The 22145-nt window shown below is 71.9% G+C and carries 20 protein-coding genes and 3 pseudogenes; 15 read left to right on the top strand and 8 right to left on the bottom strand.

From position 1 onward, the window contains the following. Nucleotides 1-68: 68 nt before the first annotated feature. The 6 genes from ACGFYV_RS12095 (at nucleotide 69) to ACGFYV_RS12070 (ending at nucleotide 4295) form a co-directional block, all read left to right on the top strand. Nucleotides 69-1217 (top strand): SEC-C domain-containing protein, encoded by a 1149-nt coding sequence (locus ACGFYV_RS12095; protein ID WP_393878250.1) that lies wholly within the window; start codon nucleotides 69-71, stop codon nucleotides 1215-1217. 85 nt (nucleotides 1218-1302) lie between these two features. Further along, nucleotides 1303-1587, top strand: a complete 285-nt coding sequence (locus tag ACGFYV_RS12090; protein WP_393878249.1) for a type II toxin-antitoxin system Phd/YefM family antitoxin — start codon at nucleotides 1303-1305, stop codon at nucleotides 1585-1587. Nucleotides 1588-1592: 5 nt separating this feature from the next. Further along, nucleotides 1593-1979: a type II toxin-antitoxin system VapC family toxin gene (locus ACGFYV_RS12085; protein WP_393878434.1), complete on the top strand. Its 387-nt coding sequence runs from the start codon at nucleotides 1593-1595 to the stop codon at nucleotides 1977-1979. 183 nt (nucleotides 1980-2162) lie between these two features. Then, nucleotides 2163-2882, top strand: a complete 720-nt coding sequence (gene fabG, locus ACGFYV_RS12080; protein WP_393878248.1) for a 3-oxoacyl-[acyl-carrier-protein] reductase — start codon at nucleotides 2163-2165, stop codon at nucleotides 2880-2882. Between the two features lie 5 nt (nucleotides 2883-2887). Then, a complete protein-coding gene (gene fabI, locus ACGFYV_RS12075; RefSeq protein ID WP_393878247.1) occupies nucleotides 2888-3655 on the top strand; it encodes an enoyl-ACP reductase FabI in 768 nt (255 codons plus the stop codon). A gap of 289 nt (nucleotides 3656-3944) precedes the next feature. Then, entirely contained in the window at nucleotides 3945-4295 is a 351-nt protein-coding gene (locus ACGFYV_RS12070; protein ID WP_393878246.1) for a hypothetical protein, read from the top strand. On the opposite strand, the gene ACGFYV_RS12065 is transcribed toward ACGFYV_RS12070, so the two are convergent. Next, entirely contained in the window at nucleotides 4273-4965 is a 693-nt protein-coding gene (locus tag ACGFYV_RS12065; RefSeq protein ID WP_393878245.1) for a FadR/GntR family transcriptional regulator, read from the bottom strand. The genes ACGFYV_RS12070 and ACGFYV_RS12065 overlap by 23 nt on opposite strands. 70 nt (nucleotides 4966-5035) lie before the next feature. Between ACGFYV_RS12065 and ACGFYV_RS12060 the strand changes: the two genes are divergently transcribed. From ACGFYV_RS12060 to ACGFYV_RS12045, 4 genes are all read left to right on the top strand, one after another. After that, nucleotides 5036-6394, top strand: a complete 1359-nt coding sequence (locus tag ACGFYV_RS12060; RefSeq protein ID WP_393878244.1) for a CynX/NimT family MFS transporter — start codon at nucleotides 5036-5038, stop codon at nucleotides 6392-6394. A 138-nt stretch (nucleotides 6395-6532) separates the two neighbouring features. Next, complete coding sequence (locus ACGFYV_RS12055; protein ID WP_393878243.1) at nucleotides 6533-6655, top strand: SGM_5486 family transporter-associated protein; 123 nt, start codon at nucleotides 6533-6535, stop codon at nucleotides 6653-6655. Between the two features lie 243 nt (nucleotides 6656-6898). Further along, on the top strand, nucleotides 6899-7105 hold the full coding sequence (locus tag ACGFYV_RS12050; protein ID WP_393878242.1) for a hypothetical protein: 207 nt from the start codon (nucleotides 6899-6901) through the stop codon (nucleotides 7103-7105). A gap of 79 nt (nucleotides 7106-7184) precedes the next feature. Further along, nucleotides 7185-7703, top strand: a complete 519-nt coding sequence (locus ACGFYV_RS12045; protein ID WP_393878241.1) for a SixA phosphatase family protein — start codon at nucleotides 7185-7187, stop codon at nucleotides 7701-7703. A gap of 128 nt (nucleotides 7704-7831) precedes the next feature. On the opposite strand, the gene serB is transcribed toward ACGFYV_RS12045, so the two are convergent. The 3 genes and pseudogenes from serB to ACGFYV_RS12030 all read right to left on the bottom strand — a co-directional run. Continuing rightward, on the bottom strand, nucleotides 7832-9040 hold the full coding sequence (gene serB, locus ACGFYV_RS12040) for a phosphoserine phosphatase SerB (RefSeq protein ID WP_393878240.1): 1209 nt from the start codon (nucleotides 9038-9040) through the stop codon (nucleotides 7832-7834). A gap of 251 nt (nucleotides 9041-9291) precedes the next feature. Next, a complete protein-coding gene (locus ACGFYV_RS12035; RefSeq protein ID WP_393878433.1) occupies nucleotides 9292-9945 on the bottom strand; it encodes a streptophobe family protein in 654 nt (217 codons plus the stop codon). Nucleotides 9946-10782: 837 nt separating this feature from the next. After that, nucleotides 10783-12414 (bottom strand): annotated as a pseudogene (locus ACGFYV_RS12030) (streptophobe family protein); the annotation flags it as partial. Between the two features lie 229 nt (nucleotides 12415-12643). Here ACGFYV_RS12030 and ACGFYV_RS12025 point away from each other — a divergent pair. Continuing rightward, on the top strand, nucleotides 12644-15271 hold the full coding sequence (locus tag ACGFYV_RS12025; protein ID WP_393878239.1) for an FHA domain-containing protein: 2628 nt from the start codon (nucleotides 12644-12646) through the stop codon (nucleotides 15269-15271). A 97-nt stretch (nucleotides 15272-15368) separates the two neighbouring features. On the opposite strand, the gene ACGFYV_RS12020 is transcribed toward ACGFYV_RS12025, so the two are convergent. The 4 genes and pseudogenes from ACGFYV_RS12020 to ACGFYV_RS12005 all read right to left on the bottom strand — a co-directional run bounded on the left by ACGFYV_RS12020 (nucleotide 15369) and on the right by ACGFYV_RS12005 (nucleotide 18888). Continuing rightward, a complete protein-coding gene (locus tag ACGFYV_RS12020) occupies nucleotides 15369-16109 on the bottom strand; it encodes a transglycosylase SLT domain-containing protein (protein ID WP_393878238.1) in 741 nt (246 codons plus the stop codon). Between the two features lie 296 nt (nucleotides 16110-16405). After that, a pseudogene (locus tag ACGFYV_RS12015) lies at nucleotides 16406-17305 on the bottom strand (S-adenosylmethionine:tRNA ribosyltransferase-isomerase); the annotation flags it as partial. Between the two features lie 609 nt (nucleotides 17306-17914). Further along, nucleotides 17915-18181, bottom strand: a pseudogene (locus ACGFYV_RS12010) (S-adenosylmethionine:tRNA ribosyltransferase-isomerase); the annotation flags it as partial. Then, nucleotides 18178-18888: an SDR family NAD(P)-dependent oxidoreductase gene (locus tag ACGFYV_RS12005; RefSeq protein ID WP_393878237.1), complete on the bottom strand. Its 711-nt coding sequence runs from the start codon at nucleotides 18886-18888 to the stop codon at nucleotides 18178-18180. The pseudogene ACGFYV_RS12010 and the gene ACGFYV_RS12005, both read right to left, overlap by 4 nt. Nucleotides 18889-19171: 283 nt before the next feature. On the opposite strand from ACGFYV_RS12005, the gene ACGFYV_RS12000 reads away from it, so the two are divergent. The 4 genes from ACGFYV_RS12000 (at nucleotide 19172) to ACGFYV_RS11985 (ending at nucleotide 21893) form a co-directional block, all read left to right on the top strand. Beyond that, nucleotides 19172-20317: a GAF domain-containing sensor histidine kinase gene (locus ACGFYV_RS12000; RefSeq protein WP_393878236.1), complete on the top strand. Its 1146-nt coding sequence runs from the start codon at nucleotides 19172-19174 to the stop codon at nucleotides 20315-20317. Continuing rightward, nucleotides 20310-20951 (top strand): response regulator, encoded by a 642-nt coding sequence (locus ACGFYV_RS11995; protein ID WP_393878235.1) that lies wholly within the window; start codon nucleotides 20310-20312, stop codon nucleotides 20949-20951. The genes ACGFYV_RS12000 and ACGFYV_RS11995 overlap by 8 nt, the downstream gene beginning before the upstream one ends. A 227-nt stretch (nucleotides 20952-21178) precedes the next feature. After that, nucleotides 21179-21424, top strand: coding sequence for a chaplin (locus ACGFYV_RS11990; protein ID WP_393878234.1), 246 nt, complete (start codon nucleotides 21179-21181; stop codon nucleotides 21422-21424). 229 nt (nucleotides 21425-21653) lie between these two features. Next, nucleotides 21654-21893, top strand: a complete 240-nt coding sequence (locus ACGFYV_RS11985) for a chaplin family protein (RefSeq protein ID WP_393878233.1) — start codon at nucleotides 21654-21656, stop codon at nucleotides 21891-21893. Nucleotides 21894-22145 lie beyond the last annotated feature (252 nt).

The following is a 22145-nucleotide window of genomic DNA, read 5'->3' as shown; positions in this document are numbered from 1 at the left end:
GTCGTCCCTGGCGGTGATGCCGAGAGTTTCCCCGGCGCGCTCGACTTCGGCGACACTACGGTGAGTCCATGTCCAGCAAGCGCCGTACGACCGGCAAGAGCAAGACGAAGCGCACGAGCGGGCGCGCCCCGGCTTTCCGTGTGGCCGCGCCCGCACTCTCTCCCGCTCAGGCCGCCGAGGAGTGCGTACGGCTGGCGGAACAGTACCCCGAGGACCAGGAGGATCTGCTCCGGGAAGCAGCCGAGGCATGGAGCGACGCCGGCGAGCACGAGCGTGCGCTTGCCCTGTACGAGCGGTTGCTGGACCCGCAGGGCGGGGGCTGCCGGGAGCCGGATCTGGTGGACGCGTTGCGCATCAGCGCGCTGTGGGATGCCGGGCGCGGGGACGAGGCCCGCGCGGCGGCCGCCGCGTTCCGCAGGCGCCATCCCCGGGACGGGGGCGCCTGGACGTTCGTCGCCGAGGCCTTCGAGTCCGAGGACGGGGCGGCGGCTGCGGCCCCGTGGTTCACGGCGGGCATCGCACACGTCCTGGGTGCCGGTACGCCGGTGACAACGGACACTGTGGAGGAATCCTCCGACGGCTCCGACGGCTTCGACGTGGAGACGCTGCTCATCGGCCGCCACCGGGTGCGCCGCCTGCTCGGTGAGGCGCACGACGACTGGGACGACGTGGCGGACGAACTGCACCAGCGGCGTGCGTCGCCTCTGCACGGCCGGATGCGCCCCCTGGACGAACTGCACGACCCAGTTCGTCTGGCGAGGTTGGCGGACGGCGGCCCCGATGCCCTGGCGGCAGAGTTCGAGGAGCTCGCGGACGCTCTGGCCGAGGATGGGACGCTGCACAGTCCACCGGCGACGTGCCTGCTGTTCTGGCCGCAGGAGGAGTTCGTCCGACTGCTTCAGCGCTGGCCGTCCGCCGCGAGCTCGTACGGCGATGACCACGCCGGCCATCTGCGGCAGGTGGAACGTACCCTGCGGGAGCTGTCGGACCAGGGCGGCACACACCTGGCGGTCGGTCGGGCGACGGTAAGTGGTCTGGAGGCATACGCGCGCAGTACCGGCGAGTCTGCCGCCGCCGCAGCCACGTGGTCCGCGTACGCGGCGGAACTGGCTCGCGGCGGTCAGGCCGTCTACTGGCCCCCGCCCCGCAACGGCCCCTGCTGGTGCGGTTCGGCGCGCAAGTACAAGAAGTGCTGCGGAAACCCCGCACTCGGGTGAGCGGCTTTGCGGGCCGCCGTCCAGGCGTTGTGGGTACAATTGCGAAGACGTAGGCACAATGTCTGCGGCAGTAAGGGAGCCCGGCATGAGCACCATTTCTGTTCGCGAGTTCTCGTACAACCCGAGCGCCGTCTTCGCGCGTGTCGAGAAGGGGGAGGCCATCCAGGTCACCCGGCACGGCAACGTGATCGCCATACTGTCGCCGGCCGGGGGCCCTATGGAGCGTTACGCGCATTTGGTGGCACAGGGAAAGATCAAGCTGAAGCCGGTTACCGCTGCCGATCGGCACGGCATGCCGCACTACAAGGTCCCGGAGGATGTCGACCCTCTGGCGGTGCTCATGGCGGAGCGCGAGGAAGACGACCGTTGATCTACATGGACACATCGGCGCTGGTCACGTGGATGACCCGCCGCAGTCATTGGGCCGAGTTGGACGATTTCCTGCAGCAGCGACTCACGGAGCCGCTGGCCACCAGCACGCTCGGGTTCGTGGAAACCGTACGGACTCTGGACCTCGTAGGGCACTTCCCTAAAGCCATGGAGGATCTGGACGCCCGGATCACCGAGATTCTTCTTACCCGAGAGGTGCGTGACGGGGCGGCTTTGTTGATCGGGCGTTTGAGGACGTTGGACGCCATCCATGTGGCCAGCGCGCTGTCCCTGCGGGACGACCTGACCGCACTCGTGACATACGACCTGAGAATGCTCGAGACAGCTCGCACCGAGGGCCTGCCCGCTCACGCCCCTGGAATGGCGGACTGATACGGGGCTCCTCGGCAGCCCGCCGACTGTAGGGACCCGACAGGAGGCGGACCGCGCCACTGTCGGTGCCCGCTCGCCCTGGGACGCGGCGCTACCGATAGGTTTTCGGTGAAGCCGCCTGTCATCGAGGTGTCCGGGCGGGTTGTTCGGAACGCATCAGACCGCTATCGAAAGGGTGATCCGTTGAGCCGCTCGGTTCTCGTCACCGGAGGAAACCGGGGCATCGGCCTCGCCATCGCCCGCGCTTTCGCCGACGCAGGCGACAAGGTCGCGATCACGTACCGCTCGGGTGAGCCGCCGGCCGCCCTGACGGAGCTGGGCTGCCTCGCCGTCAGGTGCGACATCACCGACCCCGAGCAGGTGGAGCAGGCCTACAAGGAGATCGAGGCCGAGCACGGTCCGGTCGAGATACTGGTCGCCAACGCCGGTGTGACCAAGGACCAGCTCCTGATGCGCATGTCCGAGGAGGACTTCACCTCGGTCATCGACACCAACCTCACCGGCACCTTCCGCGTCGTCAAGCGCGCCAACCGCGGCATGCTGCGGGCCAAGAAGGGCCGTGTCGTCCTGATCTCCTCCGTGGTCGGCCTGCTCGGCTCGGCGGGGCAGGCGAACTACGCCGCCTCCAAGGCCGCCCTGGTCGGCTTCGCGCGCTCCCTCGCCCGTGAGCTGGGCTCGCGCAACATCACCTTCAACGTCGTCGCGCCCGGCTTCGTCGACACCGACATGACGCGTGCGCTGAGCGACGAGCAGCGCGCCGGCATCGTCTCGCAGGTGCCGCTCGGCCGCTACGCGCAGCCGGAGGAGATCGCCGCCACGGTGCGGTTCCTCGCCTCGGACGACGCCTCGTACATCACTGGAGCCGTCATCCCCGTTGACGGCGGACTGGGAATGGGTCACTGATCACCATGAGCGGAATCCTCGAGGGCAAGCGCATCCTGATCACGGGTGTGCTGATGGAGTCCTCCATCGCCTTCCACGCGGCCAAGCTGGCCCAGGAGCAGGGCGCGGAGATCATCCTGACCGCGTTCCCGCGGCCCACGCTGACCGAGCGCATCGCCAGGAAGCTGCCGAAGCCCACCAAGGTCATCGAGCTGGACGTCACCAACGACGAGCACCTCGCGCGCCTGGCCGACCTCGTCGGCGAGGAGCTGGGCGGCCTCGACGGCGTCGTCCACTCCATCGGCTTCGCCCCGCAGGACGCGCTCGGCGGCAACTTCCTCAACACGCCGTTCGAGTCCGTCGCCACCGCCATGCACGTGTCGGCGTACTCCCTGAAGTCGCTCACCACGGCCTGCCTGCCGCTGATGCAGAACGGCGGCTCGGTCGTCGGCCTCACCTTCGACGCCCAGTACGCCTGGCCGCAGTACGACTGGATGGGCCCGGCCAAGGCCGCCCTGGAGGCGACCAGCCGCTACCTCGCCCGCGACCTGGGCAAGCAGAACATCCGCTGCAACCTCATCTCGGCCGGCCCCATCGGCTCCATGGCCGCCAAGTCCATCCCGGGCTTCGGCGAGCTGGCCTCCGTGTGGGACCACCGCTCCCCGCTGGAGTGGGACCTCAAGGACCCGGAGCCGGCCGGCAAGGGCATCGTCGCCCTGCTGAGCGACTGGTTCCCGAAGACCACGGGCGAGATCATCCACGTGGACGGCGGCCTGCACGCCATCGGCGCCTGATCGCTGCGGTAGCGGTAGCGGTAGCGGTAGCGGTTGCGATTGCGATTGCGGCTGGGGCTGCCGCTCCGGTTGCTGCCGTTGCCGCTGCTGCTTGTCGTTCCGCTTGAGCGACGGCCGAGGCCCGCACCCTCTCGAGGGTGCGGGCCTCGGCCCGTTCCGCGGCTCGTCCGTCCCGTTCCGCGGCTCATCCGTTCGGACCTCCGGCCGGGCCGGGACCGCCCCGACGGCGCACCCTTGAGGCAGCGTCCACCGCGCGCACCCCTCCGCAGCCGGCCCAGGAGGTCCCCTTGTGCGTCTGTCCCGCAGCCTGGCCCCGCTGACCGTTGCCCTGGCCCTCGTCCTGTCCCTGCCGTGCGACGCGCTGCCGCACGCGCGCGTGAACGACGGCAAGCCGCCCGCGCCGCAGTTGTTCGGCGCCGCCTGCCGCACGGCCGTGAACAGATCCCATGTGGTCGCCTACTGCCACAACCCGTACGTCGACACCGACCGGGTACGCCTGCACATCGAGTGCGCCCGCTGGTGGGACATCGACACCGACAGCGCCCCCGTGGACACCGGGGCCGCCATGACCGTACGGCTGACCGGACGCTGCTGGAAGGAGGTCCGCTCGGTCTGGATCAGTCACCAGAAGGGCCACTGAGCGGGTCCGGACGGCACAGGAACGGATAGCTCGCCGCCTCCGTGGCCGCCGCCTGGGCGTCCCCCGCGCGGATCGCGTCCAGCAGCCGGGTGTGGTCCATGCGCCCCTCCGGCGTCAGCTCGGCGCCGACGCCCGCGCGCAGCCCGTCCCGCAGCACCTCGCCGAGGTCGGCGTACATCGCTGTGATGACGTCGTTGTGGGAGGCGGCCACCACGGCCAGGTGGAAGGTCGAGTCGGCCGTCACGAAGGCCTCCGCGTCCCCGGCCTGCCAGGCATCCTCGCGCCGCGTGAGCAGGGCTTCCAGTTGCTTGAGTTCCTTCTCGGTACGCCGCTCGGCGGCCAGCTTCGCCGCCGCCGACTCCAGCGTGGAGCGCAGCTCGGCGATGTGCCGCGGATCGGCGCCGGCGAACCTGCGGTGCATCACGCCTGCCAGCTCGCTCGTCGCCACCACGTAGGTGCCGGAGCCCTGGCGGATGTCCAGCAGGCCGTTGTGCGCGAGCGCCCGGACCGCCTCGCGGACGGTGTTGCGGGCGACGCCGAGCTGTTCGACCAGCTCGGGCTCGGTCGGGATGCGGGAGCCGACCGGCCACTCGCCCGAGGTGATCTGATTGCGCAACTCGGCGATGACCTGCTCGGACAGCACCGAACGACGCGGGTGGGTCAGAGGCATGGCTCACCTTCGCACGGGAGGTCCGGGCGATGGACCTCCGGGAATGGACAACCAATCATCCCATGATTCTATGATGGTCGGTATGGCTAGCGAGGAAACCAGGACCGCGGAAACACATATGGAGTCATCTACGACGTCTTCGGTGCCGTCGCCCGAGCGTGGCACGACCACCCCGGCAGGCGTCCGCAAGGCGCCCCCCACGCGCGCGTGGACGACACGGCTGGTCGTCGTCGGCATCATGCTGGCCGCGCTGAATCTCCGCCCGGCCATCACCAGTCTCGGCGCGCTCCTGGAGGAGGTCCGCGACGGCCTCGGCATGAGCGGCAGCGTCGCCGGGCTGCTCACCTCCGTGCCCCCTCTCTGCTTCGCGATCTTCGGCGTCACCGCGCCCCGCCTGGCCCGCCGCTTCGGCCCCGCCGCCGTGGTGTGCGCCGGCATGGTCGCCATCACCGCCGGCCTGCTGATCCGGCCCTTCGTCGGGAACACGGCCGGATTCCTGGCCGCCAGCGCCCTCGCCCTCATGGGCATCGCCGTCAGCAACATTCTGATGCCGGTCATCGTCAAGCGCTGGTTCCCTGACCGAGTCGGCTCCATGACCGGCCTGTACTCGATGGCGCTGGCCCTCGGCACCTCTCTCGCCGCGGCCGTCACCGTGCCCGCGACGGATGCCCTGGGCGGCAGTTGGCAGTACGGGCTCGCCGTCTGGGCCGGGCTCTCGGCCGCCGCCGTCCTGCCCTGGCTGCCGCTCGTGCGCGACCGGGGCACCGGCACCACCCCCACCCCCACCCCTGCCCCGCAGACCGCGTCCGCGGCGGAGGACCGGCAGGCCCCGCTGCGGATCACCCGGAGCCGCACCGCCTGGGCCCTCGCCGTCTTCTTCGGTCTCCAGGCCACCGCCGCCTACGTCACGATGGGCTGGATGGCGCAGATCTTCCGCGACGCCGGCGTCCCGGCGAGCACCGCGGGCCTGCTGCTCGCGGTCACCATGGTGATGGGTGTGCCACTGGCCTTCGTCATCCCGCGACTCGCCACCCGGCTGCCCCACCAGGGACCGATCGTGCTGGCCCTGGGCGTCTGCGGCCTCGCCGGATACGCCGGCCTGTACTTCGCGCCGGCCGCCGGCGCCTGGGCCTGGGCCCTGCTGCTCGGCGTCTCCAACTGCGCCTTCCCGCTCGCCCTGACGATGGTCGGCATGCGCGCCCGGACCGGTCCGGGCGTCGTCCAGCTGTCCGCGTTCGCGCAGAGCACCGGCTATCTGATCTCCATCCCCGGCCCGCTGCTGGTCGGCGTGCTCTACCAGCAGAGCGGCGGCTGGGGAGTGCCGATCGCCCTCATGGCCGGCCTGATGCTGCCCCAGATGGCCGTCGGCGTCCTGGCGGGCCGCGATCGTACGGTGGAGGAGGAGGCGGCGCAGCAGGCCAGGTCCTAGCCGCGACCCGCCCGACCGGGCCGAGCTGTTCCATCAGGCCGACCCCGCTGACCCTGCCGACCTTGCCGACTCGTCGGACCCTGCCGACTCGCCCGCCCCGCGCGATCAGTGCGGGACGAAGGGTGCGAGACTGGGCGCATGGAGCAGCCTGTCCTCGACCCGAACCCGCAGAACGGCCAGAAGAAGATGCTCATCGTCTTCGGCTCGTTCTTCGCCATCTTCGTGATCATCGCCATCGTCGCGACGATCGCCTCGCCCTGAGCCGACCGGTCGGGTCGGTCCGGTCGGTCCCCTCGGTTCGGCAGGCCCGGCAGGCCCGGCAGGCCCGGCAGGTTCGGTCCGGCCGGCCTCCGTGGTGGGGTTGTCCCCCCATCCCTTAGGGGGTCAGGGTCAGGGTCAAGTGGGTGGAACTCCGGATGGGGTGACAGCCCGGGAATCCGTACCTTCGAAGTGTGACCGCGGCGGACGGCCACGCACACCACTCGAAGACCCACGGAGGCGACCATGCCGGCCCGTACGCACCCCCGGACCCACCCGGTGACCACGGGCGGCGTCGACATCCGGCTCCGCTGGTGGGCCCTCGCCCTGCCCACCCTCGCCTTCGTCGCCCTGCTCATGCCGATACTGAACCCGTCGGACGCCCACGCGGCGAGCGGCGATCCGGCGGTCACCCATCTCGTCGAGCGGCTGCGGCAGTTCCTCGCGCACTGACCCGGATGCCACCTGTGACGGTGAATCCGCATGTCAACTCCCTGCGCCGGGTGGCCTGTTTCATGCGAAGCTGGGACCCATGAGCGTCGCAGAACCCCGCAAGATCGTCCTCTTCCGGCATGCGAAAGCCGACTGGCCCCAGGTGTCCGACCATGAGCGCCCTCTCGCGGAGCGGGGCCGCATGGACGCCGCCGTCGCCGGCCGCAAGCTGGCCGACACCGGTATCGCCTTCGACCTGGCCGTGTGCTCCACCGCCGTCCGCACCCGCGAGACCTGGAAGCTCGCCGTCCACGAACTCGAGCACCGGCCGAGGACCATCTACGAGGAGCGGGTCTACGAGGCCTCGCCCGGCGAGCTCATCGCCGTGCTCAACGAGACCCCGGACGACGTGCGGAACGTGATCCTCATCGGCCACAACCCCGGCGTGCACGGCCTGGCCGACATCCTGTCCGGCGACTTCGAGGGCGACGCCGACGAGCGGATGCGACGCCGCGGCTTCCCCGCCGCGTGCTTCGCGCTGCTGTCCTTCGACGGCGGCTGGAAGTCCCTGGAACCGGGCACGGCCACACTGGCGGACTACTGGGCACCCTCCGAGTGAGCGCGCGCACGGCAGGAGGGCCCGGCACCGCTGAGGGGTGCCGCATCAGCTGATGATGCCGGGCCCTCCTGCCATGCGCGGCGGACGGCTCGTGCGGCGGACGGCGTACGACCGTCATCCGGGCCGGCTCAGCCCTCGTCGTGGGTCTCCGCCGCCTCGACCTCTTCACGGGTGACGCCCAGCAGGTACAGGACGGTGTCGAGGAAGGGGAAGTTCACCGCGGTGTGCGCGGCCTCGCGGACCACCGGCTTGGCGTTGAAGGCGACACCGAGACCGGCCGCGTTCAGCATGTCCAGGTCGTTGGCGCCGTCGCCGATCGCCACCGTCTGCGACAGCGGCACCCCGGCCTCCGCGGCGAAGCGGCGCAGCAGCCGCGCCTTCCCCGCCCGGTCCACGATCTCCCCGACGACCCGGCCGGTCAGCTTCCCGTCGACGATCTCCAGCGTGTTGGCCTGCGCGAAGTCCAGCCCCAGCCGGTCCTGCAGATCGTCCGTCACCTGGGTGAACCCACCGGAGACGACACCTACTTGGTAGCCGAGCCGCTTCAGGGTGCGGATCAGCGTGCGCGCGCCCGGCGTCAGCCGGACCTCGCTGCGCACCTTGTCCACCACCGAGGCGTCCAGCCCCTTCAGCAGTGCCACGCGCGCGTGCAGCGACTGCTCGAAGTCCAGTTCCCCGCGCATCGCCGCCGCGGTCACCTCGGCGACCTCGTCCTCGCACCCGGCGTGCGCGGCGAACAGCTCGATGACCTCGTCCTGGATGAGGGTGGAGTCCACGTCCATGACCACCAGCCGCTGGGCACGCCGGTGCAGACCGGCGGAGACCACCGCGATGTCGACACCCAGTGCCGCCGCGTCGGACGCCAGGGCCGTGCGCAGCAGCCCGGTCTCCACACCGGAGACGGCGAACTCCACGGCGGTCACGGGGTACTTGGCGAGGCGGAAGATACGGTCGATGTTGCCGCCGGTCTTCGCGATACGGGCGGCGACGGCGGCCGTCGACTCGGCGGTCAGCGGGTGGCCGAGAACGGTCACCAGCGAGCGGCCGATGCCACGCGGACGGTTGTCGCCATGACCCGAGATGATCTCGGCCTGCATCTTCATGGACTCGGCCCAGCTGTGCACCGTCGCCCGCAGGTCCCCCTCGACGCCGGCCGGCGGCTGCGTGATCAGCGCGCACAGCACGAGGCGGCCCCGCGTGACCACCTGCTCGATGTCGACGACGTCGACGAGGTAGGCGGCAAGGGTGTCGAAGAGGCCGGCCGTGATGCCCGGCCTGTCCTTGCCGAAAATCTTGACGAGGAGAGTGGGGACCTCGGGGGTCTGCGAAGCGCTCATGGTGTCACCACCGTATCCGGCACCCAGTGCCCCGCGCCCGGGAGGTCCGCCTGACGGACACGGAACAATGCGTGTCCGGCCGGTGTCGGGGATCTTGCCGCGACGCCACGGCCGGATCGGCCGGGATCCGCCGTACGGCCTCGGCCCTGTCCCGACTGTGCCACGGGTGCGACCCGACGTGCACCTTCGCGTGCGGGGGCGACGCGGAGAGGCTGGAGAAGCCGTAGCCAGAGGCGGAAAGCCGGGGCTCGCTACTCGGGCCGCTTTCCCGGCGAATGCGGGGGCGGGGGCGGAGGCGGTGGAGGCGGCCACTCCCTCGACGCGTTGGGGGAGCGTGCGCCGGGGCGTGCGCCGCGACGGCCCCGGGGTGAGGGCTCGGGGTCGTCCAGCGGGCGGGCGATGGTCGGGGCGCCGTACACGTCGTCCCCCGTGTCCCCAGCGTCGTCCCTGTCATTGTCATGCGCGGCGGACTGCGGCCGCGCGTCCTCGGGCTCCTGGACGCCTGGCACCCGGAGGTAGGGGTTCGTGTCAGGATTCGGCGGCCGATACGGCTGCCTCGGCACGTACGGCCCGCCCTCACCTTCCCGCACCGCCGATGTCACCGTCGCCGCCACCGCCACGGTCGCCGCCACGGTCGCCGCCACGGTCATCGCCACCGCACCCCGCCCCGGACCCACCGCCCGGGACCCCGCGGCCCCGGTCGCGCGGGCGAGCAGCGCGCCCGCCGCCCCCGCGGTCGCTCCCCACACGGCGCCCAGCAGGAGCGCCGCGCCGAGGCGGCCGTGCAGCTCGATGCCCGCGCCGAAGGCGTCGAAGCCCAGCACAGAGAGCGACGCGTTCACCGAGACGTCCGTCAGCCAGGCGAGAAAGGGCAACGCGAACGCCGTCGCCCCACCGAGCCGCAGCGCACATCGACCGACGAAACGTGCGGTTCCACCGGGGCTGGCGAGGCTTTGGGCGTTACCGGGGTCGGCGAGGCCGTGGGCGCCACCGGGGTCGGCGAGGCCTTGGGCACCACTGGGGCTGGCAGAGCCTGTGGCGCCGCTGGGGCTGGTGAAGTCTGGGGTGTCACCGTGACCGGCGAAGCCTTGGACGCCACCCGGGCCGACAGAGGCCGCGGTGCTACCGGGGCCGGCAGAGCCTGCGGTGCTACTGGGGCCCGCGTAGCCCGGGGCGCCACTGGCGCTGGCGAAGTCTGGAGTGTCACCGGGACCGGCGTAGCGCGGGGTGCCACCTGGGCCGGCGTAGCCCGGGGTGCCACCTGGGCCGGGGAAGCCCGGGGTGCCACCTGGGCTGGCGGAGCCTGTGGCGCCACCTGGGCTAGCAGAGCCCGCGGTGCCACCGGCCCCGGCGAAGCCTTGGACGCTACCCGGGCCGACAGAGGCCGCGGTGCCACCTGGGCCAGCAGAGCCTGCGGTGCCATCTGGGCTGGTGAAGCCCTGGACGCCGCCCGGGCTGGCAGAGCCCGCGGTGCCACCTGGGCCGGCGTAGCTCTGGACGCAGCCCAGGCCGGCGGAGCCTAAGGTGCCACCTGGGCCGGCGTAGTCCTGGACGCCGGCCAGGCCGGCGGAGCCTAAGGTGCCACCTGGCCCAGCAGAGCCCGCGGTGCCACTTGGGCTGGCGGAGCCTGTGGCGCCACCTGGGCTAGCAGAGCCCGCGGTGCCACCGGCCCCGGCGAAGCCTTGGACGCTACCCGGGCCGACAGGGCCCGCGGTGCCACCTGGGCCAGCAGAGCCTGCGGTGCCATCTGGGCTGGTGAAGCCCTGGACGCCGCCCGGGCTGGCAGAGCCCGCGGTGCCACCTGGGCCGGCGTAGCTCTGGACGCCGCCCAGGCCGGCGGAGCCTAAGGTGCCACCGGCGCCGGCGTAGTCCTGGACGCCGCCCAGGCCGGCGGAGCCTAAGGTGCCACCTGGGCCGGCGTAGTCCTGGACGCCGGCCAGGCCGGCGGAGCCTAAGGTGCCACCTGGCCCAGCAGAGCCCGCGGTGCCACCTGGGCCGGCGTAGTCCTGGACGCCGGCCAGGCCGGCGGAGCCTAAGGTGCCACCTGGCCCAGCAGAGCCCGCGGTGCCACTTGGGCCGGCGTAGCTCTGGACGCCGCCCAGGCCGGCGGAGCCTAAGGTGCCACCGGCGCCGGCGAAGCCCCGGACACCACCCGGCCCGCCAGCGCCCCCAGCGACACCAGGCCCGGCAGAACCTGCGGCGCCCAGCAGTCCCGTCACCGGAGTCCGTGCCGCCGTGAGTACCCCTGCCAGCAGCATCGTCAGTGCCGCCGCCAGGGCGAGCAGCCATACCCGGCCGTCCAGGTCGGCCAGTCGGGCCACTGTGACCGGTTGGTCCGAGCCGTGGCCCAGGAGTCGGTCGAGCGGGTCGGGGAGCAGGGTGCCCAGTACGCCGGTGGCCCTGCCGTCCCAGGGGACGAACAGGCCGAGCGGGATGCCGAGCCACACCCCGTTCGGGGCGCCGAGCAGGGCCGCCCCGGCGATCCGGCCGGGATGGTCGTCCCCGATCGCCGTGTACGCCGCCGCCGCGAGCCCGGCCGCGACAGCCACCAGGAACACGGTGACCAGGGCCGAGACGGCCGGCCGTACCACCCGGTGCAGGGCCTCCCAGCCGCGCGGCAGGGGAGTGCGGCGGGAGGCGAGCAGGGCGATCAGCAGAACTCCGGCGCACCAGCCGAGGCCGCCGAGGAGGGTGGGCGCGGTGTCCACGGTGAAGCCGACCGCCGCCTTGCCGCGGACGAGGTCGCCGATCCGGTCCGGCAGCCCGCCGCCCCCGAGCCCCCCACCACCTCCGATCCCTCCGATCCCTCCGATGTTCCCGAGATCGCCCATGCCGGGGATGCTGATCCCGCCGCCCTTGCCGCCCCCGCCGCCCCCGCCCGGCAGTCCGTCCAGACCGAGCGAGCCGCCGTCGATCGTGATGACATCGTGTCCGGCCCACGTCAGCCCGCCCAGTACGGCGACGAACAGCACCACCACCGCCCCCGCGCGCACGAGGAGTTCGGCGCACGTGATCCCAACTCCGGCCGCGCGCAAGGAGCGAAGGAAGAACCACGACAGGAACAGCGCGCCGACCAGGCTCACGCCCAGTGGCGTGATCGCGATGGACGTGTGCGCCTCCGCGCCTTTCAGCCCGAACACGGACACATCGCCCGAAGGGGAGACCGAACCACCCGCCCCGAGCGCCACAACGGCCGCCGTCATGGGGCCCAGTGAGCCCGCCGAGTCCGCCCCCAGCAGATGCAGTCCGAGCGCGGCCGTGGCCGCCATCCCGGCCAACGCCCAACTGACGGCGGCGATCGCCGACACCAGGACGTCCCCCCACGGCAGCGATGTGCCGTGCCGTGCGCTCCCGGCGCCCGTGACAGAGCTCATGGCAGACCCCCCGATCCGCACCGCGGCACCCCGGCCGCGCTTGTCCCCCTCGCGGGGGATTACCACTCTCCGGCCCGGTTTCAACCCCCGTCAACGGTGCGGACGGAAGCGTGTACGTGCGCTTGTCACAAGGCCCGACTTTCGGTCACAGGGGCGAGCCTGAAATAGTTCCCCACGATGTTCGACATCCCTAGACTCCCTGTGATGGGGGTAACTCGGGGGACAAATCATGGGGCATGGAGTGCCGGAACTCGTACTGGAATCAAACGGACGGACCTGGACGCTCGAGCCGTCCCGGTCCTACACCCTCGGCCGCGATCCGCAGGGTGACATCGTCTTCGACGACGCCAGGGTGTCCTGGCGGCACGCCACGGTCAGCTTCAACGGCCGCAGTTGGGTCATCGAGGACCACGGAAGCACCAACGGCACCTTCGTGCAGGGCCAGCGGATCCAGCAGGTGGAGCTCGGACCGGGGTCGGCGGTGAACCTCGGCAACGCGACCGACGGACCGCGCGTGAGCCTGTCCGGCGCCGCCGTGCCCGCACAGTCCCAGCAGCAGGCGGCACCGTACGCCGCCCAGGCCGCGGGCGCCGGCTGGGCTCAGCAGGCGCAACAGCAGGCGCAACAGCAGGCACCGCAACAGACGCCTCAGCAGGCACCGCACCAGGCCGTCGCACAGCAGGCCCCCGCGGCCGGCTGGCAGCAGCCGCAGCAGCAACAGGCGCAGCAGCCGCCTGGGTTCCCGCAGCAGCAGGGCGGGCCGGGCGAGAGTTACGCGCAGAAGACGCCCGGTGGCGCTGCGGGGGCGCCGCCGGTCTACGGCGACCGCAGCCCGACCACGTTCCACCAGTTCGCCGTCGGCCGGGTCATGCGCATCGGCCGTGCCCTGGAGAACGAGCTGGTCGTCTCCGACCTGCAGGTCTCCCGGCACCACGCCGAGTTCCACTCGACGCCGGACGGCCGCTTCGAGATCCGCGACCTCGGCTCGCACAACGGCACCTACGTCAACGGTATGCCGATCACCAAGGGCGGCTCGGTGCTGCTCGGCCCGGCGGACATCGTCGGTGTCGGTCACTCCACCTTCCGGATCGTCGTCGACCGCCTCGAGGAGTTCGTCGACACCGGTGAGGTCTCCTTCTCCGCGCGCCACCTGACCGTCACGGTCGACGGTGGCAAGCAGATCCTGAAGGACGTCTCCTTCGGTGTCCCGGAGAAGTCCCTGATAGCGGTCATCGGCCCGTCGGGTTCCGGCAAATCGACCCTGCTCAAGGCGCTGACCGGCTACCGGCCCGCCAACCAGGGCGACGTCCTGTACGACAACCGGAACCTGTACAAGCAGTTCGCCGAGCTGCGGCAGCGCATCGGTCTGGTCCCGCAGGACGACATCCTGCACAAGGAGCTGACCGTCAAGAAGGCCCTGAAGTACGCGGCCAAGCTGCGCTTCCCGGCCGACACCACCGCCCAGGAGCGCGACGCCCGCATCGAGGAGGTGCTGCGCGAGCTGAAGCTCGACGTCCACAAGGACAAGAAGGTCACCTCCCTTTCCGGTGGCCAGCGCAAGCGCGTCTCGGTGGCCCTGGAGCTGCTCACCAAGCCGTCGCTGATCTTCCTGGACGAGCCGACCTCCGGCCTCGACCCGGGCATGGACCGCGATGTCATGCAGCTGCTGCGCGGCCTCGCCGACGACGGCCGCACGGTCCTCGTCGTCACCCACTCGGTGGCCGAGCTGGCGATCTGCGACAAGCTCCTGGTGATGGCGCCCGGCGGCTCGGTGGCCTACTTCGGCCCGCCGGAGGAGGCGCTGAACTTCTTCGGCTACGACACCTGGGCCGACGTCTTCTCCGCCTTCGAGAACTACCGCGACTACGACTGGGCGGGCCGCTGGAAGGGCTCGCAGCACTACCAGATGTACGCCGCGGACATCGACGCGGTCGCCCCGCAGTCCGTACCCGCGCACATGTCGCCGATACAGGCCGTCAGACCGCCCAAGCCGCAGCCCTGGGGCTCACAGCTGATGACCCTGGTCCGGCGCTACGTGTCGGTGATCGTCTCCGACAAGGGCTTCCTGGCGCTGACGGTGATCCTGCCGGCCGTGCTCGGCGCGGTCAGCCTGCTGATCGACCACAAGCGGGGCCTGCTGGTCAACGAGGCGATCAACCCGCGCACCGGCGCGCACGTCCCGAACGGCACGGCGACCACGGTGCTGCTGATCCTCGCGGTCGGCGCGTGCTTCGCGGGCGCCGCGAACTCGGTCCGTGAGCTGATCAAGGAACGGGTCATCTACGAGCGGGAACGCGCGACCGGCCTGTCCCGGTCCGCGTACCTGATGTCGAAGGTGGTCGTCCTCGGCGCGGTCACCGTGCTCCAGGGCCTGATGGTCGGCCTGATCGGCTTCTCCAGCCGGGAGATCCCCGACAAGGGGGTCGTCCTCGGCGGCTCGACGCTGTTCGAGCTGTGCCTGCCGATCATGGCGCTCGGCTTCACCTCGATGATGTTCGGCCTGGTGATCTCCTCGCTGGTGAAGACCGCCGAGAAGACCATGCCGCTGCTGGTGATGTTCGCGATCATCCAGGTCGTCTTCACCGGCTGCCTCTTCACCCTGCACGGCACCCTCGGTGTGAACGAGTTCTCGTACCTGATGCCGTCGCGCTGGGCGGTGGCCGCCGCGGGCGCCACGCTGGACTTCAACAACATCGCGCCGAACACCGACGACCCGGGCAGCACGGACCCGCTGTGGGACCACACGGCCACGGCCTGGGGCATCGACATGGCGGCCCTGATCGTCCTCGGTGTGGTCTGCGGCTTCTTCGTCGCCCGCTTCCTGCGCCGGCACGAGCCGGAGGTCATGCGGAAGTAGCGGAAGTAGCGGAAGTATCCGCGCCGGTACGACGTGAAGGGCGGCACCCCTCGTGGGGTGCCGCCCTTCCGCGTCAGGTCAGAGGTCCGCGCAGGCCTCAGTACGCGCTGTTCACGTTGTCGATGGTGCCGTAGCGGTGGGCCGCGTAGTTGGCGGCGGCGGTGATGTTGGCGACCGGGTCGTAGATGTTCCACGAGGTGCCGGCGACGTGGTACGTGTTGAAGGTCGGCGGGATGACCTGCAGCAGGCCCTTCGACGGGATGCCGTTGATCGCGTTGATGTCCCAGTTGTTGATGGCCATCGGGTTGCCCGAGGACTCACGCATGATGTTGCGGTGCAGGCCCGAGTAGGAGCCCGGGATGCCCTTGGCCCGCATGATGTCGAGGGACTGGCGGATCCAGCCGTCGAGGTTGTTGGCGTAGGTCTTCGCGGCGACCGGCTGCACCTGCAGACGCTGCGTGGAGCGGCTCGCGGCCTCCGTGGCGGCGCGGTCCTGGGCGGCCTTCTTGACGGCGGCCTGGACGGCGGCCTTCTTGACCGCGGCCTGCGTCGCGGCGTCGGTCCGGGCCTTGTGCTGCGCGGCGATGGAGTCGAGCTTGACGGTCTCGGTGGCGAGCTGGTCGGTGACCGTGCCCTTCACGTCCTTGACGGCGGCGTTGTCGTACTGCACCGGGGCCGCGGCGGCGGCCGGGGCGCCGGCCGTGACGGTCTCGGCGTTGCTGGGCACGGCCGAGAAGACGACGGCGGCGGCGCCGAGCGCGCAGACACCGCTGATCGCGATCTTGTGCTGCTTGGTCAGCGTACGACTATGGCGACGGTTGAGGATGTTCTTGGGCATGGCGTTGGACCTCTTCGATAGCGCGGAGGTCGCTCCTGCGTCCGCCGGGGGAATCTCACCTCCCGCACGAACGCCGCGGGGGGAACCCCACGGCGCTGAGCGACGGAAGCAATTCTTAGCGGCCGCAAAATGCCCTGGCAAAGGTGTGACCTACGATCCCGGGTAGTGGATCAGGGAAGGGCAAAACGGGACAGATCTGACCATCCGCCCCGTTCATCATGGGGGCTTTATCTCCTATGTCCGTTCGTACGTGATGTGCGCCCTATGTGCGGGCTCACAAGCAAAGTGGAGCGTTCTCACCAAGAGTTGCCACCGCAACGCTCTGTGTGAGGGGTCTGTGCCGGGAGGAGGAGGTGGACGTCCCCGAACTCGTGCCACAGGTAGCGCCCGCGCAGCGCCTCCTCGTAGCCGCGGTCGACGGCGGCCCGCCCCGCCACCGCGTCGAGCATCAGCAGATGCGAGGCCTCCGGCTCGTGCAGCCCGGTCAGCAGCCCGTCGACCACACGCACCCCCCGCTCGGGCGTCACCACCAGATCCGTCCACCCCTCGGTCGCCCGCACCACCCCGTCCGGCCCGGCGGCCGACTCCACCGCCCGCACGGCCGTCGTCCCGACCGCGATCACCCGCCCGGCCGCCTCGCCCCCACCGCGACCCCGCCGGGCAAGCCGCTCGCGCCCCGCCCGGTCCGCCCGCACGGCGTTGATCAGCCGCGCCGACGCCTCCGGCACCGAGAACCGCTCCGGATACGGCGGCTCGTGCACCTCCGGCGACGCCACCCCCGTGTGCAGCGTGACCGGCGCGAACAGCACCCCCCGGCTCACCAGCTCCGCCACCAGCCGCGCGGTGAAGGGCCGCGCCGCACTCGGCATCTCCGCGCTGCCCGCCCCGTCGGGCGAGGGCAGCGCGAACACCGTCCGGTACGCCGACAGCGGCTGGTCCCGCTCCGTGTAGGAGTAACGGATGGGACGCCCGTGCTCCCGCAGGACCGAAAGGACCTCACCCCCCGACACCCGGGCCCACCACAACCGCCCACCACGCTCACTCAACGGCTCCTCCAGAACCAACCGCACCCCGCCCACCAAGCGCACCTCCATCCCCGCCGGCCGGACCACTCCGTCCGTCGGCGGCCTCTCCGTGCCCGCTGGTCCACCTGCCCCGTTTGCCGGCCGCGCTTCTCCGCCCGTCGGCCGCACTTCTCCGTCCGTCGGCGGCATCTCCGTGCCCGCTGGCCCACCTGCCCCGTTTGCCGGCCGCGCTTCTCCGCCTGTCGGTCGGACCTCTCCACCTTCCGGCGGCATCTCCGTGCCCGCTGGCCCACCCGTCCCGTCTGTCGGCCGCGCTTCTCCGTCCGTCGGCGGCATCTCCGTGCCCGCTGGCCCACCTGTCCCGTCTGCCGACCGCACCTCTCCGCCTGCCGGCCGCGCTTCCCCGCCCGTCGGCCGGACCTCTCCACCCGTCGGCCGCCTCTCCCTGCCCGTCGGCCCACCCGTCCCGCGTGCCGACCGCACTTCTCCGCCCGCCGGTTGCACTTCTCCGCCTGCCGTCTGCACTTCCTCGCCCGTCGGCCGGACCTCTCCGCCCGCCAACTCACCCGCCCCGCGCCCGTCGCGACCCGTCCCGAAGACGCCGCCCACACCGTCGCCCTCTCCACTCCCTCCACTCCCTCCACTCCCTCCACTCCCTCCACGCGCGCGCGTGGTTCCCCTCTCTTCCACACGCGCGCGCGTGGTGCCCCGCCCGTCCGGCTCGCGCAGCTCCACCGCCCACCGCCCGTCGTCACCGCGCGTGGAGAAGTGCACCACCACGCGCGCGTGCCCGATCCGCCCGTCCACCGCGGCGGCGAGCGTGGGCGAGGTGTTCACCACCAGCAGGTCCCCGGCCCGCAGCAGCAGCGGAAGCTCCCCGAACACGTGGTGCGACACCTCGGTGCCCCGCGACACCAGCAGCCGTACGGCGTCCCGCTCCAGCCCCGGCCCCCGCTGCTCGGCCGGCACCCGCGCCGACAACTCCTCGGGCACCCTGCCCCACGACCTGGCCGGCTCGCGCGGGACGAGCCCCGTCACCGCGGTCATCGCCCCGCCACCAGCGACGGCGCCGCATAGCGCCCGCTCGCCGGCCGCTCGTCCAGCAGCCGCAGGAACGCCGGTACGACATCCGCGGGCGCCGGACGCGGATCGCCGTCGTCCGGTACGGCGGCCGCGTACAGGTCCGTCGCCATGTCCCCGGGGTCCACCGCCCACACCCGCAGCCCCGGCTCCTCCACGCCGAGCACCGCGGCCAGCTGGTCCAGGGCCGCCTTCGAGGCGCCGTAGCCGCCCCACGTCCCGTACGCCTCGGCCGCCGCGTCCGAGCTGACCGCGATCACCGCCCCCGCCGCCGACTCCCGCAGCGGCGCCAGCGCCTCCTGGACCAGGCCGAGCGCCGCCACCACGTTCACCTCCAGGGCCCGCCGCAGCCCCTCCAGGGGCAGCTCCGCCAGCCGCACCAGCGGCTCGGCACCCAGCGCGCTCGCGTTGCTCACCACCAGGTCGACACCGCCGAGCCGCCGCGCGGTCGCCACCAGCTCCGCCCGGTGCCCCGCGTCCGCCACGTCCCCGGGCAGCGCCACCACGCGCCCGCCACGTGCGGCGACCGCCTGCGCGGCGACCGCCCGCGCGGCCTCCTCCAGGGGGCCGGCGCTCCGTGCGTCGAGCACCAGGTCCCAGCCCCGCGCGGCCAGCGCCCCGGCGAGTGCCCGCCCCAGCCCCTTCGACGCCCCCGTGATGATCGCTACCGGCATGACATCCGTCCCCTCGTCGCCTGCCGCCCCTCCGGGCGGTGACCACAACGTAGGAACGCCCACCCCGCCACCGCCTCGGACGCGAGCCGCAAAACGGCGGGGCCCTTCGGCGTACGCCGCCGGACCACGGCCCGCGGACCTACCCCGACCGCCGGGGGCCCAGGGACCTACCCCGTCCGCCGGGAGCCCGGGGACCTACTCCGTCCGGCCTAGGTCCACCGGCCCTGATCCAGCCGCCACAGGCCCGATCTGCGCTGTCACACCCCGCCGGTACCGTGAGGACATGAGTCACGGCCCCCGGTCCGGCCTCGCCGCGGTGAGTTCCGCGCTCCTGGCCATGAGCAGGCACCTAGAGGTGCGCGACGTCCTCAAGACGATCGTCGCCTCGGCCCGCGAGCTGCTCGACGCGCAGTACGCCGCCCTCGGAGTGCCGGACGACCACGGCGGCTTCGCCCAGTTCGTCGTCGACGGCGTCAGCGACGCCCAGTGGAAGGCCATCGGCCCGCTGCCCCGCCAGCACGGCATCCTCGCCGCGATGCTGCACGAGCCCCGCCCCGAGCGCCTCGCCGACGTGCGCAAGGACCCGCGCTTCGAGGGCTGGCCCGCCGCGCACCCGGAGATGTCCGACTTCCTGGGCCTGCCCATCCGTGACGGCGACGAGGTCATCGGCGCCCTGTTCCTGGCCAACAAGAACTGCCCGAAACCGGAAGGCAGTTGCGGCTTCACCGCACAGGACGAGGAACTGCTGTCCATCCTCGCCCAGCACGCCGCCATCGCCCTCACCAACGCGCGCCTGTACGAACGCAGCCGCGAGCTGACCATCGCCGAGGAACGCTCCCGCCTCGCCCACGAACTGCACGACGCGGTCAGCCAGAAGCTCTTCTCCCTGCGCCTGACCGCCCAGGCAGCGGCCGCCCTCGTCGACCGCGACTCCGCCCGCGCCAAGGGCGAACTGCACCAGGTCGCCGCGCTCGCCGCCGAGGCCGCCGACGAACTGCGCGCAGCCGTCGTGGAGTTGCGCCCCGCCGCCCTCGACGAGGACGGCCTGCTCGCCACCCTGCGCACCCAGACGCAGGTCCTCGACCGCGCCCACACCGCGCGCGTCACGTTCACCAGCTCCGGCTTCCGCGCCCTGCCCGCCTCCCAGGAGGAGGCCCTGCTGCGGGTCGCCCAGGAAGCCCTGCACAACGCCCTGCGCCACTCCGGCGCCGAGCACGTCGACGTGAGCGTCGGCCGGCGCGGCGGCGGAGCCGTCCTGCGCGTCACCGACGACGGCGGCGGCTTCGACCCCCACGCGATCCGCCGCGCCGGCCGTCACCTCGGCCTGGTCTCGATGCGCGACCGGGCGAGCGGGGTCGGCGGCACACTGACCGTGGAATCGGCGCCCGGAAAGGGCACCACGATCGAGATGGAGGTCCCCGGTGGCTGACGCAATCAAGGTGCTGCTCGTCGACGACCACCAGGTCGTCCGCCGGGGCCTGCGCACGTTCCTCGAAGTACAGGACGACATCGAGGTCGTCGGCGAGGCCGCGGACGGCGCCGAGGGAGTCGACCGCGCCGAGGAACTGCGGCCCGACGTCGTCCTCATGGACGTCAAGATGCCGGGCATGGACGGCATCGACGCCCTGCGCCGGCTCCGCGAACTCGGCAACCCCGCGCGCGTGCTGATCGTCACCAGCTTCACCGAGCAGCGCACGGTCGTCCCGGCCCTGCGCGCGGGCGCCGCCGGATACGTCTACAAGGACGTGGACCCCGACGCGCTCGCCGGTGCCATCCGCTCCGTGCACGCCGGACACGTCCTGCTGCAGCCCGAGGTGGCCGGCGCCCTGCTCTTCCAGGAGGAGGCCACCACGGGCCAGGGGAGGGGGACTTCGCTCACCGACCGGGAGCGCGAGGTGCTCGGTCTGATAGCCGACGGCCGCTCCAACCGCGAGATCGCCCGTGCGCTGGTCCTGTCCGAGAAGACCGTCAAGACGCACGTCTCCAACATCCTGATGAAGCTCGATCTCGCCGATCGCACCCAGGCCGCACTGTGGGCCGTACGCCACGGAGTGGCCGGCTGAAGCGCCCACCCGGCGCCCACTCTGCTCCCACCCGGCGCCGACTCTGCTCCCACCCCGCCCCCACACCCGCCACCCCTCCGACGGCAATTCGGAACGTTCCGCTCCGGGCTGAGATTCATACCGTCGTGGGAATGTCACCCGGACGGCGCATCCTCCGGCGATCTCCGCCGTTCTCCAGTGCGTGCCGCGGTGAACCGCCGCGGTGAACGCCTAGGAGGGGTTGGAAAGTGAAGAACCTGAAGAAGGCAGCGGCCGTGACGATGGTGGCCGGTGGTCTGATGGCCGCCGGTGCGGGCATGGCCTCCGCCACCACCGGCTCCTGGGCCGGCGGCGAGGCGAGCCACTCTCCGGGTGTCGGCTCCGGCAACGTCGTCCAGGCCCCGGTCCACGTCCCGGTGAACGCCGTCGGCAACAGCGTGAGCGTCATCGGTGTGCTGAACCCGGCATTCGGCAACCTCGGCCTCAACCACTGAGACACCGACCACGCCAAGGGCCTCCCGGACCCGTCCGGGAGGCCCGTCGCGTTCCCCCCTTCGGGGGGCCTGTCGCGCCGACGCCACCAGGACGTCTGTCCGGTTGTCATGCGACTGGACCGAACGGGGCCTCGGCCCCGGGCCCCCGCACCCCACGGATCACTCCGGCGTTGATCAGCACACGACCCACGGCCGGGTCGGACATTCACCCGCAGGAGGAATCCGTCTCATGAAGATCGTCAAGAAGGCCGCTCTCGCCGTGACCGTCGCGGGTATCGCGGCGGGCGCCTGCGCGGGTACCGCCGCCGCGGACTCCGGTGCCGTCGGTGGAGCCTCGTTCTCCCCGGGCGTCGGCTCGGGCAACGTCGTCCAGGTCCCCGTCCACGTCCCGGTCAACCTCACCGGCAACAGCGTGGACGTCATCGGCGCCCTGAACCCGGCGTTCGGCAGCATCGCGGCCAACAGCTGAGACCCGCGGCCATGACGTGAGCCCGGGGACCACAACCCCCGGGCCCACCCTCCGCCACCAGCTACCAGCTACCAGCCGCCCCCTACCGCTCTACCGGCGTCGGCCCGCCGCCTACCGGCCATCGGCCCGCCGCCCACCGGCCCGGTGCCCGCCGGTCTACCGGCCATCGGCCCGCCGCCCACCGGCCCGGTGCCCGCCGGTCTACCGGCCATCGGCCCGCCGCCCACCGGCCCGGTGCCCGCCGGTCTACCG

It is taken from the genome of Streptomyces sp. NPDC048297 (genome assembly GCF_043201585.1).
GTDB lineage: Bacteria > Actinomycetota > Actinomycetes > Streptomycetales > Streptomycetaceae > Streptomyces.
Note: the sequence above shows the minus strand (reverse complement) of the source record. Positions and strands in the feature narration are given on the sequence as shown.

Bases quoted from the DNA above. Each gene is read 5' to 3' on its own strand.
- ACGFYV_RS12095 (WP_393878250.1), top strand. From the start codon at position 69: ATGTCCAGCAAGCGCCGTACGACCGGCAAGAGCAAGACGAAGCGCACG.
- ACGFYV_RS12090 (WP_393878249.1), top strand. From the start codon at position 1,303: ATGAGCACCATTTCTGTTCGCGAGTTCTCGTACAACCCGAGCGCCGTC.
- ACGFYV_RS12085 (WP_393878434.1), top strand. From the start codon at position 1,593: ATGGACACATCGGCGCTGGTCACGTGGATGACCCGCCGCAGTCATTGG.
- fabI (WP_393878247.1), top strand. From the start codon at position 2,888: ATGAGCGGAATCCTCGAGGGCAAGCGCATCCTGATCACGGGTGTGCTG.
- ACGFYV_RS12065 (WP_393878245.1), bottom strand. From the start codon at position 4,965: ATGCCTCTGACCCACCCGCGTCGTTCGGTGCTGTCCGAGCAGGTCATC.
- ACGFYV_RS12060 (WP_393878244.1), top strand. From the start codon at position 5,036: ATGATGGTCGGTATGGCTAGCGAGGAAACCAGGACCGCGGAAACACAT.
- ACGFYV_RS12055 (WP_393878243.1), top strand. From the start codon at position 6,533: ATGGAGCAGCCTGTCCTCGACCCGAACCCGCAGAACGGCCAGAAGAAG.
- ACGFYV_RS12050 (WP_393878242.1), top strand. From the start codon at position 6,899: ATGCCGGCCCGTACGCACCCCCGGACCCACCCGGTGACCACGGGCGGC.
- ACGFYV_RS12045 (WP_393878241.1), top strand. From the start codon at position 7,185: ATGAGCGTCGCAGAACCCCGCAAGATCGTCCTCTTCCGGCATGCGAAA.
- serB (WP_393878240.1), bottom strand. From the start codon at position 9,040: ATGAGCGCTTCGCAGACCCCCGAGGTCCCCACTCTCCTCGTCAAGATT.
- ACGFYV_RS12025 (WP_393878239.1), top strand. From the start codon at position 12,644: ATGGGGCATGGAGTGCCGGAACTCGTACTGGAATCAAACGGACGGACC.
- ACGFYV_RS12020 (WP_393878238.1), bottom strand. From the start codon at position 16,109: ATGCCCAAGAACATCCTCAACCGTCGCCATAGTCGTACGCTGACCAAG.
- ACGFYV_RS12005 (WP_393878237.1), bottom strand. From the start codon at position 18,888: ATGCCGGTAGCGATCATCACGGGGGCGTCGAAGGGGCTGGGGCGGGCA.
- ACGFYV_RS12000 (WP_393878236.1), top strand. From the start codon at position 19,172: ATGAGTCACGGCCCCCGGTCCGGCCTCGCCGCGGTGAGTTCCGCGCTC.
- ACGFYV_RS11985 (WP_393878233.1), top strand. From the start codon at position 21,654: ATGAAGATCGTCAAGAAGGCCGCTCTCGCCGTGACCGTCGCGGGTATC.